Raw genomic sequence first — 11,560 nt, forward strand, 5'->3', positions numbered from 1 at the left:
CGCGTGGCCATGACATTGAACAATCTGGCACTCCTGCAAAGCGACAACAAGGATTTCCAAAACGCCGAAAAAAATTACCGCGAAGCTTTGGACATCAGAAGAAAACTCACCGAGGAGAACCCAAATGCCTTTTTGGCTTATGTGGCCATGACATTGAACAATCTAGCAAGTCTACAACAAAATAACAACGATTTCCAAAACGCCGAAAAAAATTACCGCGAAGCTTTGGACATCAGAAGAAAACTCGCCGAGGAGAACCCAAATGCCTTTTTGGCTTATGTAGCATCAACATTGAACAATCTGGCAAGTCTACAACAAAATAACAACGATTTCCAAAACGCCGAAAAAAATTACCGCGAAGCTTTGGACATCAGAAGAAAACTCGCCGAGGAGAACCCAAATACCTTTTTGGCTTATGTGGCCATGACATTGAACAATCTAGCAAGTCTACAACAAAATAACAACGATTTCCAAAACGCCGAAAAAAATTACCGCGAAGCTTTGGACATCAGAAGAAAACTCGCCGAGGAGAACCCAAATGCCTTTTTGGCTGACGTCGCCATGACATTGAACAATCTGGCAATCCTGCAAAAAAATAACAACGATTTCCAAAACGCCGAAAAAAATTACCGCGAAGCTTTGGACATCTGTAGAAAACTCGCCGAGGAGAACCCAAATGCCTTTTTGGCTAACGTCGCCATGACATTGAACAATCTGGCAATCCTGCAAAAAAATAACAACGATTTCCAAAACGCCGAAAAAAATTACCGCGAAGCTTTGGACATCTGTAGAAAACTCGCCGAGGAGAACCCAAATGCCTTTTTGGCTGACGTCGCCATGACATTGAACAATCTGGCAATCCTGCAAAAAAATAACAACGATTTCCAAAACGCCGAAAAAAATTACCGCGAAGCTTTGGACATCTGTAGAAAACTCGCCGAGGAGAACCCAAATGCCTTTTTGGCTGACGTGGCCATGACATTGAACAATCTGGCAATCCTGCAAAGCGACAACAAGGATTTAACCAACGCCGAAAAAAATTACCACGAAGCTTTGGATATCTTAAGAAAACTTGCTGAGGAGAAACCAAAACGCTTTGATTTAGATTATGCCGATACTTTAATTAATTTTTCTGATTTTTACTTAAAAGATATTCCAAATAAAGAAAAATCATTGCAATATGTAAACAAAGCCATAAATCATATTGCGCCTTACTTAAAAACCGTTGTCTGGGTGCAACAGCTGCAATCAAAAGCAGATGCAACAATAACTTATTGGGAAAATAATTAAAATATAAAAACCCTTATTTTTTTAAAATCGATGAAAATATTTACTAACTAAAATAGCTCAAGTAAATAAAGTTGAGCCTCACAAGGCAAAATGTAGCACTCTTATGTTAAATTGGCATTAGTCTTATTCGGTATGAAAAAGATACCGGATGATTTGAATAAAAAACGCCTCTCATTTTTTGGGAAGCGTTTTTTTTAGTTTTAATACATTCTTGTCAACAAGAAATTATATACTAATTTTAAAACACTACTTTTTGGGTAGAATTAAATCTTTCTCCTTTAATAATTAAAAAATAAACTCCAGATAGGTTTTGTTTTGGTAATGCTAAAGTCATTTCTTTTTGAGCCAATGTTTTTTCTGTATAAATTAACTCACCTCTTAAACTGAATAATTTAACTTCAACATTCTCATTTATTATATTGTTATTTGGCAAAACCACATTAATTTTTCCTTCAGTTATTGGATTCGCATATACCAAAAACTTCGATTGCTCTAACAACAAATCCTCAATACTTAGCACTGTTCTCGAAACACTTAGATTGTCTAAAACAATTCCACCTTCATCAGCTATATTTACAAACAAAAAAACCACCTAAAAAGGTGGTCTAAAAATGTATTTACTAAATTTAAAAAGGGTTATACATAATAACCCAGTACACAAACTACTTCTTTTTAGCAGGAGCTTGTGGTGCCTTTTTTACCGCTTGTTTTGGTAAAAAAGCCTTTCCTTTTGCTTTATCTTGTTTCATAATTTTCTTGTTTAAAAGAACACTATAAAAATAGTGAGAAGTTAAGTTCGTGATAATTTTGTTGGCAAAAATTTAACTAAAATTAAGGATACTATTTTACGGTTAATATAACACGTTCGGCAATATGTTTTGCAGATGTAATATTAGAAACATCCGGATACAATTGTCCGTTTTGACCTGAATGGTGTCCATGGCCAATTACTTCCATAATTTTATAATTAGCTTCACCTGTTAATGATGTTGCATCAATAGATGCAGCATAAACTAACGAAGGCTGCCCAACATAACCATTTCCAGAATAAACTTTATCATCTGGAAATCTGTTTTGCGAATAATACTCATTCCAATCGAAGGACTGATTAATTTCCATTAAAACTCGTACATTCCCATAATCTCTAATTGATGCTTTAGATTTTACGATGAAATTTGAAGTAGGCGTAGCACCAGAAACGGCATCTAAATCAGGTGCATCTCCCAACGGCACAAATAACCCATCTGATGCCTTTATACCTCTTTTATGAGACCAATATGGTAAAGCTTCTGGGCGTCTAATAATTTCAGGTTCTTTTTCTTTACTATAATTACTTGTCGCTATTACTTTTGATACGTATAAAGTTTCAATATAGTTTCCTAAAGAATCTTCTGCCCAAATTGCTAATAACGGATATTTAAATGATTCACCTCTTTTAATTTCGACATCTATACTTATATCACCTATGGCATTTTCTAATTTAATTATATCATAATCAAAAGTCTCCTCAAACTTCCCTATTTGGCTATTTCTAAAAGCATTCCCGAAATTGTAAACTTTACGTAATCCTGGTAAGTTTAAAAACAACCCTATGGCAACTATAATGATGGCACCAAATATAAAAGGAGCTTGCAACTTTTTAAAAACAGATTTATTTTTACCCGATATATAGTTAAACAATGGTTTTTTATTATTAATGATGTGAAAAACAATCAATAAAATAAAGGCTAAACCAAAAAAAGTATGAACAGACGCCATATTTTTACTATAAGGCTTTAAATACATAAACACCCCCGAAAAAGAAAGTATTATAATTGAAATAATTAAAATGTTTCCTAATAATCGTCTATTCATTTTTTACTTTGTTTATGGTTACACACAAAAATATTAAAAGGATTAACATCACAATATTTGTGCTTTAGTTTTTTTAATATTTTATTACATTTAAAAAAAATCACATCTTTTTTACCATTTCTTCAAGACAAAAAACAGCTTTTTTTACTGATTTTCAGTATAATTAAAATTTAAAAGTATTTAACAGACACTAAATTATGTAGTAAGTAATTACGCTAATAACATTAAAAAAGCATTACCTTTACATTTATTTTTTTGATTTTTATGTTTGGAAAAAAAAGCACTAAACCACAAATAGACAAAGACCAATTAGAACTTATTGAAAACGCGCAAAAACGTATTAAACAAAAAAAACGGTTATATGTTCACTTCGTTATTTTTTTAATTGGCGCCATATTTTTAATTGTTGCGAACACCGTTTTAGGCATTGGGAAAGACCTAACATTTTTTGGTAAAGAATGGTTTTTATATGCTATTTTAATTTGGCTTTTCCTGTTTGTGTACCATGTTTTTAATGTGTTTATCACAAACAAATTCATGGGTAAAGCTTGGGAACAACAACAGCTAGAAAAACTGGTTGCTAAGCAACAAAATCGTATAGAAAAATTAAAAGAAGGCTTTTTAAAAGAAGAAACGTTAATTGCAAAAACCGAAGCTTTTAAAGAAACCAACATAAAAAATTCTAATCTTACTATAATTGTAGCCGCCGCCGAAAATAATGCCATTGGCAAGGGCAACCAACTTATATGGCATTTAAGCGACGACCTAAAACGTTTTAAGGCCTTAACAAGCGAGCACCATATAATAATGGGCAGAAAAACCTTCGAAAGTTTTCCAAAACCGCTCCCAAACCGTACCCATGTTGTTATTACGCGACAAACAAACTACAACGCTCCAAGTGGCGTAATCGTTGTAAATAATTTAAAAGATGCTATTGATGCCGCTAAAACCGACAAGCAACCCTTTATAATTGGTGGTGGCGAAATTTATAAACAAGCCTTAACTTTTGCTAGTAAAATTGAATTAACTCGGGTGCACCATAATTTTGAAGCCGATACTTTTTTCCCTGAAATCGATGAAACCATATGGAAAGAAACGGCTAACATATTCCATACCAAAGATGCTGACCATGACTATGAATTTTCCTTTATTACTTACGAAAGGAAGTAGATTAAGTTAAAATAATGTCTGCCAAAATCATTTCAATTAAAACAATAATAACCTGTTTACTAATTATTAATTTAAACGCTTGTGCTTCAACAGGAACTTGGTTTAGTGGTGTTACAAACAGCAAAATCAAGTTTAAAATATCTGAAGCTAAAAAACCTAAAACCGATTTTTACGGAAATTACTTGACCATTGTTTATCTTGAAAATTTACCATTTGAAAAAATTGGAACCATTAGCAATTCTAAAAATATTGCTTGGTTAGTCAATGAAGGCTATCGCGTTATTCAGTTGGATTACAATAAAAACCCCAAAGCTTCAGCTACTAAAATAAACAAAGATATTATTGCTATCAACAAAGCCTTGGCCTCAAATATCTTTTGCGGATTACCAAATTGCTCAAATTACAAATCCTATATTCTTTTTGAAGGCTATCGCATTGAAAGAGATGTTCCCTATTTTAAAGATAATCCGAAAATTTACAATACTCCAAAGGCGTACTCTTCGGGTGATATGTTGAATATGGATATTATTTATCCTGTTAGCCCTAAACATAAAACACCTGTTGTTTTATCCTTTTCATACAGCAATAGCTACGCTACTTTTAATGACGATTTGCAACAACTTACAGATGCTCATACTAATTTTAGAACCTTTTTACCTTATACCTTTACAGGTTTTAACGATACGTTTTTAACTGGCGCACCAGCGCATGGTATGGCTTGGGCTATTGCAGATCATCCTAAATATTGTCCTTGGGGAAGTGGCACACCAGAAAACGGAAAACGAGATACGTATAAATCCTATCAAACAAATCCTGATACCGCACAAAAGGTAAAATCTGCAGTGCGAACTTTACGCGCTTTAGGCAACGATTTTAATCTTTCTGGCGACATCGGTATTTACGGATTTTCTCGCGGTTCATCAGCTGGATCGATGGCTATTGGCGACAAAACCGTTCTAGAATTTGAAAATGCAGGCTTTCATCAAAACGCATCAGATGATGTTCAAGTGGCAGCACTCGGTCCTGGTGTTTTCGATTATACCCAAATTTACAATACGCTAAACGATGGCGACAACAATTTAGAAACGCGTTGCCCATGGGCTTGGGGCGATTTAGAGTCCAATTACGAGCATTGGCAGAAAATGGGAAGTAGCTACTTGGTAACATCAAACAAAACAGCACCTACACTATTCTTTTTCAACACCGATGATGACGCTTATTACAGCGATCAAATAAACATTTTTAAAACGAAATTAGAAAGCTTCAACGTTCCCACCAAAACACTTATCAACTACAGTTCTGGACATGCCGTTCCTCAAGATGAAGCTTCACTACTGGTTCTTTATAACTTTTTCAAATTGTATTTGCATCCGCCACAATTACAAGCTTCAAAATAACAAAGCCACGTCTAATTTCATTAATTTTGCCTCATGGTAAAAGAAATTCAACTTCGTGTTTCTCTTAAAGAAGAAGAAATCAGCAATATTCTCGTGGTAAAATCGGCTATAAAATTAGCTATTAATCAAGATGATATTTCTGGTGTTAAGGTTTTACGAAAATCTATCGACGCACGAAAACCCAAAATAATTTTCAATTACAAAGTTGCTGTTTTTATTAATGAACCTGTTCCAGAATCATCGGAATACACCTTTAATTACAGCGACGTTTCTAACGCTAAACCCGTTCATATTATCGGCTTTGGTCCTGCCGGTATGTACGCTGCATTGCGCTGTATAGAACTAGGTTTTAAACCCATTGTTTTAGAACGCGGTAAAAATGTGCAAGACCGCCGTCGCGATTTAAGAGCCATTAACCAGTACCACGATGTTAATGAAAATTCTAACTACTGCTTTGGTGAAGGTGGTGCAGGCACATACAGCGATGGCAAACTCTACACGCGTAGCCTAAAACGTGGCGATGTACGACGCATTTTCGAGAACTTGGTATATCATGGCGCTACCGATCAAATTTTGGTAGATGCACATCCCCATATCGGTACGAATAAACTACCTAAAGTGGTTCAAAATATTCGTGAAACTATATTGAATTATGGCGGCGAAATTCACTTCAATACCCGCGTTACTGATTTTATAATTAAAAGCAACACGATAAACGCTTTAGTTTTAAATGATGCTGAAGAAATCTCAGTAGAAAAAGTCATTTTAGCAACAGGACATTCTGCTCGCGATATCTTTTATTTATTACATAAAAAACACATTGCTATTGAAGCAAAATCGTTTGCGATGGGGGTTCGCATAGAGCATCCGCAACACATCATTGATAGCATTCAATACCACTGTTCTGGCGACAGACATGAGTTGTTACCAGCGGCTTCGTACAGTTTGGTACAACAAGTAAACGGTCGTGGGGTGTACAGTTTTTGCATGTGCCCTGGCGGATTTATTGTGCCTGCAGCCACCGCAAATGGCGAGGTTGTGGTTAATGGTATGTCGCCTTCTAAACGTAACAACCTATATGCTAATTCTGGAATTGTGGTGGAGATTGATGTGAATAACGACTTACCCAAATACGAACAGTTTGGCGCACTTAAAGGATTAGAATACCAGAAGAATTTAGAGAAATTAGCTTTTACCTCTGGTGGTCGAAGTCAGGTAGCTCCCGCACAACGACTTACCGATTTTGTCGATGGCAAACTTTCAAATACCTTAAACGAATCATCGTACCAACCTGGTTTAAATTCGGCGCCATTGCATTCATTGTTACCGAAATTAATTGGTAGCCGATTACGAAAAGGCTTTGCTGCTTTTGGTGAAAAAATGAAAGGCTATTACACTCAAGAAGCTAATATTGTTGGTGTAGAATCGAGAACCTCATCACCTGTTTCAATTCCTAGAACAGATACTTTAGAGCACCCTGAAATCACTAACTTATTCCCATGTGGTGAAGGCGCTGGTTATGCTGGTGGAATTATTTCGGCCGCTATGGATGGCGAACGTTGTGCTGAAGCAGCCTGTGAAACCCTATAAATTTTATTTTTATGACTGAAAAGCAAAAAATGCTTGCTGGCGAGATGTACAATCCGTCGGATCCAGAATTAATGAAAGAAAGACATGCCGTTAGATTGCTGTTTCAAGAATTTAACAGTTTAGATGAAAACCATTTCGAGGAACGTAAAAAAGTACTTTATAAAATATTTATAAACGCTGGCGAAAACCTTTATGTAGAACCGCCTTTTCATTGCGATTACGGTAGCAACATCATAGCAGGTAAAAATCTTTTTATGAATTTTAATTGCTGTATTTTGGATGTTGCCCAGATAACCATAGGTGATAATTGCATGTTTGGTCCTCATGTTCAAATATACACTGCAACACATCCATTGGAGTTTAAAGCCAGAAATAGCGGTAAAGAATACGCAAAACCTATAGCCATTGGTAATAACGTATGGATTGGCGGAAATGCAACCATTTGCCCTGGTGTTACACTTGGCCATAATGTTGTGGTTGGTTCGGGTGCCGTGGTAACAAAAAGTTTCCCCGATAATGTTGTTATTGCAGGAAATCCAGCCAAAATTATTAAAACCATAGATAACAACTAATTACATATTTAATATTATTATTACTTTTGCAAAACTAAATTTTCAATATGCACGCATATATTTTCCCAGGACAAGGTGCCCAATTTTCGGGTATGGGTTTAGACCTTTACGAAAACTCACCTTTAGCTCAAGATTTATTTGAACAAGCCAACAGCATTTTAGGTTTCAATATTACCGACATAATGTTTGAAGGTACCGATGAAGACTTTAAAGCCACAAAAGTAGCGCAACCGTCTATATTTTTACACTCGGTTATTTTAGCCAAAACCTTAGGTGAAAGCTTTAAACCAGACATGGTTGCAGGTCATTCTTTAGGTGAATATTCGGCATTGGTTGCTGCTGGTGTTTTAAATTTTGAAGATGGCCTAAAACTAGTTTCGCAACGTGCCATGGCTATGCAAAAAGCATGCGATGTTGTTCCCGGAACTATGGCAGCTGTTTTAGGATTAGAAGACAAAATAGTTGAAGACGTTTGTGCCAATACCGAAGGTGTTGTTGTAGCCGCAAATTACAATTGCCCAGGGCAATTAGTTATTTCGGGCGAAATTAAAGCGGTACAATCGGCTTGTGAAACTTTAACCGAAAAAGGGGCGCGTCGTGCCTTAATTTTAAAAGTTGGAGGTGCTTTTCACTCGCCTCTAATGGGACCTGCAAGAGAAGCTTCGGCGGCGGCTATTGAAGCAACTACTTTTAATAAACCCAATTGCCCAATTTACCAAAACGTAACTGCAAATGCGGTTATTAAAGAAGATGAATTAAAGGCAAATTTAATTGAACAACTTACAGCTCCTGTAAAATGGACGCAATCTGTACAGCAAATGATTGCTGACGGCGCCACATTATTTACCGAAGTTGGCCCTGGAAAAGTGCTTCAAGGTTTAGTTAAAAAAATAAACAGACCATCGGAAGTAACCTCAGCCGCATTAGAAACTATTAGCTAAAACATGAAGTTTACCAAACGATCGGTTTTTATTTCCGTTGTTATTATTTTAACAATTGCAGTAGATCAAATATCTAAAATTATTGTTCGAGCCAACATAATTGGGCAAACCAGCACACAACCAAGTGAACGCATCCCAATAATTGGTGATGTTTTTTGGTTAATGAATGTTGAAAATGAAGGTGCTTTTTTAGGAATGGGTAGCAATTTAAACCCTACTTTAAGGTTAATTTTATTACTTATTTTACCCATTTTGGTTTTAGCATTTGTTTTACACTATATAATAAAAGACAAAAGCTTAGATAAATTATCGCTTTTTGCCTACGCCAGTATTATTGGTGGTGGTATTGCTAATATTTATGACAGACTATTTCTAGGCTCTGTTACCGACTTTCTGTTTATAGATTTCGGAGGTGTATTTAAAACAGGTATTTTTAATATGGCCGATGTGTCAGTTACCACAGGAATGATAATTCTTGTAATTACAAACTTTAAAAAGAAAAAGGTTGCCAATTAAAAGCAACCTTTTCTTTTTTATATATGGTAAGATTTAAACTATTTACCTCTCACCTTTTTTTCCCATTTCCAAGCAGAAGCCATAGCATCATCTAATGTTAATTGGGTTTCCCAACCTAATTCATTTTTAGCATGATTAGTATCGGCATAAGCTGCAACAACATCTCCAGCTCTTCTATCTACTATTTTATAGTTTAATTTTTCTCCAGACACTTTTTCAAAAGATTTAATAACTTCTAAAACAGAGCTTCCAGTTCCTGTTCCTAAATTAAAGGTTTCGTATTGCGATTTGTTTTTACCTTGTAACAAGCGCTGTAAGGCTACAACATGTGCTTTTGCTAAATCGACTACATGAATGTAATCGCGAACACAAGTTCCATCAGATGTTGGGTAATCATCACCAAAAACCGACAATTGCTCTCTTAATCCAACCGCTGTCTGCGTAATAAATGGCACTAAATTTTGAGGAACACCTAGCGGTAGTTCGCCTATGTTTGCGGTTTCATGAGCTCCAATAGGATTAAAATATCGCAACGCAATGGCTTTTATACTGCTAACAGCATTACAGGTATGCTGTATAACTTCTTCTCCAATTTGTTTGGTGTTTCCGTATGGCGATTCGGCTTGTTTAACGGGGGCATCTTCAGTAATTGGTAACGTATCGGCTTGACCATAAACGGTACACGACGAACTAAATATAAAATTCGCTTCTGGTAATTTTTTCAATTCTTTTAAAATATAAACCAAAGCGCTAATATTATTTTCGTAATATAACAAAGGTTCTTTTACACTTTCACCAACCGCTTTACTAGCTGCAAAATGAATAACACCTTTTACGTCGTTATGCTTTGTAAAAAAAGCTTCAACTGAAGCCTTTTCTCTTAAATCTAATTTTTCAAAAACGGGTGTTTTACCGGTAATTGCAGTAATGCCTTCTAAAACAGCTTCAGAGGAATTGGATAAATCGTCGATAATTACAACGTCAAATCCTTCATTTTGTAATTCTACAACGGTATGCGATCCAATAAATCCTAATCCGCCAGTTACTAATATTTTACTCATTTAAAAAATTTATTATGGTTGATGTTATAAACGCAATTTGTTCGTCATCTAACTCGGTATGCATAGGTAACGATATAACTTCTTGCACCAATTTATTGGTTACTGTAAAATCGGCTTCGTTATATCTAGCATCGGCATAAGCTTTTTGCTTATGTAACGGTATTGGATAATAAACGCCACATGGAATACCTTTTTCGTTTAAATGCTTAACCAAAGCATCACGATTTCCCGATTTAATTCTTAACGTATATTGATGAAATACATGTTCGTGTTCGTTTCTAAAAGGCGTCACTACTGCATCTGTATTTTTTAGAGCCTCATCGTATTTTTTAGCTGCTTGTTGTCGTGCCGCATTGTATGCATCTAACTTTGGTAATTTTGCATCCAGAACTGCTGCTTGAATACTATCTAAACGCGAATTAACGCCAACAACATCATGATGATAACGCTCGTACATCCCATGGTTTACAATACCACGAATGGTATGTGCTAACTCGTCGTTGTTGGTAAAAATAGCACCACCATCGCCATAACATCCTAAATTTTTTGATGGAAAAAATGAGGTCGCCCCAACATCGCCAATGGTTCCTGCTTTAACCTGTGAACCATTTTTACTTTGGTAATTAGCTCCAATGGCTTGCGCATTATCTTCAATAACAAACAAATTATGTTCTTTGGCAATGTCCATAATAGCATCCATATTGGCACATTGTCCAAATAAATGCACAGGAACAATGGCTTTAGTTTTTGGCGTAATCGCTTTTTTAACCGCCTCGATATTAATGTTAAAATCGTCTTCGTTAACATCAACCAAAACAGGTGTTAATTGTAAAAGCGCAATCACCTCAACGGTTGCTGCAAAAGTAAAATCGGCAGTAATAACTTCGTCACCTGGTTTTAAACCTAATCCCATCATTGCAATTTGTAACGCATCGGTACCATTAGCACAAGGAATAACGTGCTTCACCCCTAAATAGCTTTCTAAATGCTTTTGAAATTCATGAACTTTTGGTCCGTTTATAAATGCTGTATTTTCTATAACCTCTTGAATGGAAGTATTTACCGTAGTTTTTATATCATTGTATTGACCTTTAAGGTCTACCATTTGTATTTTCTTCATCTAAAAATAATTAAAGTCTTCTGTGTAAGTTAATAAGACAGACTTATTT

The 11,560-nt window shown here is 35.6% G+C and carries 11 protein-coding genes; 7 read left to right on the top strand and 4 right to left on the bottom strand.

The features are described from left to right. Window positions 1-1,290: tetratricopeptide repeat protein (locus tag PK35_RS12285; RefSeq protein WP_082048580.1), on the top strand; the 1,290-nt coding region annotated here is incomplete at its 5' end. Window positions 1,291-1,528: 238 nt separating this feature from the next. Here the strand turns inward: PK35_RS12285 and PK35_RS12290 are convergent. Both PK35_RS12290 and PK35_RS12295 read right to left on the bottom strand, forming a co-directional pair. Then, on the bottom strand, window positions 1,529-1,873 hold the full coding sequence (locus tag PK35_RS12290; protein WP_157841068.1) for a T9SS type A sorting domain-containing protein: 345 nt from the start codon (window positions 1,871-1,873) through the stop codon (window positions 1,529-1,531). Between the two features lie 257 nt (window positions 1,874-2,130). Beyond that, window positions 2,131-3,144: a DUF4405 domain-containing protein gene (locus tag PK35_RS12295; protein WP_044626864.1), complete on the bottom strand. Its 1,014-nt coding sequence runs from the start codon at window positions 3,142-3,144 to the stop codon at window positions 2,131-2,133. Window positions 3,145-3,408: 264 nt separating this feature from the next. Here PK35_RS12295 and PK35_RS12300 point away from each other — a divergent pair, with 264 nt between their 5' ends. The 6 genes from PK35_RS12300 to lspA are packed head-to-tail and all read left to right on the top strand — an operon-like array spanning window position 3,409 to window position 9,330. Continuing rightward, window positions 3,409-4,314, top strand: coding sequence for a dihydrofolate reductase (locus PK35_RS12300; protein ID WP_044626865.1), 906 nt, complete (start codon window positions 3,409-3,411; stop codon window positions 4,312-4,314). A gap of 14 nt (window positions 4,315-4,328) precedes the next feature. Further along, window positions 4,329-5,711 carry an alpha/beta hydrolase family protein gene (locus tag PK35_RS12305; RefSeq protein WP_044626866.1) on the top strand — a complete coding sequence of 461 codons (1,383 nt, stop codon included), beginning with the start codon at window positions 4,329-4,331 and terminating at the stop codon, window positions 5,709-5,711. Window positions 5,712-5,744: 33 nt separating this feature from the next. Continuing rightward, window positions 5,745-7,301 carry an NAD(P)/FAD-dependent oxidoreductase gene (locus PK35_RS12310; RefSeq protein ID WP_044626867.1) on the top strand — a complete coding sequence of 519 codons (1,557 nt, stop codon included), beginning with the start codon at window positions 5,745-5,747 and terminating at the stop codon, window positions 7,299-7,301. A gap of 11 nt (window positions 7,302-7,312) precedes the next feature. Further along, complete coding sequence (locus tag PK35_RS12315) at window positions 7,313-7,873, top strand: sugar O-acetyltransferase (RefSeq protein WP_044626868.1); 561 nt, start codon at window positions 7,313-7,315, stop codon at window positions 7,871-7,873. Between the two features lie 47 nt (window positions 7,874-7,920). Next, window positions 7,921-8,814: an ACP S-malonyltransferase gene (gene fabD / locus PK35_RS12320; protein WP_044626869.1), complete on the top strand. Its 894-nt coding sequence runs from the start codon at window positions 7,921-7,923 to the stop codon at window positions 8,812-8,814. A 3-nt stretch (window positions 8,815-8,817) separates the two neighbouring features. Then, a complete protein-coding gene (lspA, locus tag PK35_RS12325) occupies window positions 8,818-9,330 on the top strand; it encodes a signal peptidase II (RefSeq protein WP_044626870.1) in 513 nt (170 codons plus the stop codon). A 38-nt stretch (window positions 9,331-9,368) separates the two neighbouring features. Here lspA and galE read toward each other — a convergent pair whose 3' ends face one another. Next, complete coding sequence (gene galE, locus PK35_RS12330) at window positions 9,369-10,391, bottom strand: UDP-glucose 4-epimerase GalE (RefSeq protein ID WP_044626871.1); 1,023 nt, start codon at window positions 10,389-10,391, stop codon at window positions 9,369-9,371. Then, window positions 10,384-11,511 carry a DegT/DnrJ/EryC1/StrS family aminotransferase gene (locus PK35_RS12335; protein ID WP_044626872.1) on the bottom strand — a complete coding sequence of 376 codons (1,128 nt, stop codon included), beginning with the start codon at window positions 11,509-11,511 and terminating at the stop codon, window positions 10,384-10,386. Before PK35_RS12335 ends, galE begins: the two co-directional genes overlap by 8 nt. Window positions 11,512-11,560 lie beyond the last annotated feature (49 nt).

It is taken from the genome of Neotamlana nanhaiensis (genome assembly GCF_000943555.1).
Taxonomy (GTDB): Bacteria; Bacteroidota; Bacteroidia; order Flavobacteriales; family Flavobacteriaceae; genus Neotamlana; species Neotamlana nanhaiensis.

Bases quoted from the DNA above. Each gene is read 5' to 3' on its own strand.
- PK35_RS12295 (WP_044626864.1), bottom strand. From the start codon at position 3,144: ATGAATAGACGATTATTAGGAAACATTTTAATTATTTCAATTATAATA.
- PK35_RS12300 (WP_044626865.1), top strand. From the start codon at position 3,409: ATGTTTGGAAAAAAAAGCACTAAACCACAAATAGACAAAGACCAATTA.
- PK35_RS12305 (WP_044626866.1), top strand. From the start codon at position 4,329: ATGTCTGCCAAAATCATTTCAATTAAAACAATAATAACCTGTTTACTA.
- PK35_RS12310 (WP_044626867.1), top strand. From the start codon at position 5,745: ATGGTAAAAGAAATTCAACTTCGTGTTTCTCTTAAAGAAGAAGAAATC.
- PK35_RS12315 (WP_044626868.1), top strand. From the start codon at position 7,313: ATGACTGAAAAGCAAAAAATGCTTGCTGGCGAGATGTACAATCCGTCG.
- fabD (WP_044626869.1), top strand. From the start codon at position 7,921: ATGCACGCATATATTTTCCCAGGACAAGGTGCCCAATTTTCGGGTATG.
- lspA (WP_044626870.1), top strand. From the start codon at position 8,818: ATGAAGTTTACCAAACGATCGGTTTTTATTTCCGTTGTTATTATTTTA.
- galE (WP_044626871.1), bottom strand. From the start codon at position 10,391: ATGAGTAAAATATTAGTAACTGGCGGATTAGGATTTATTGGATCGCAT.
- PK35_RS12335 (WP_044626872.1), bottom strand. From the start codon at position 11,511: ATGAAGAAAATACAAATGGTAGACCTTAAAGGTCAATACAATGATATA.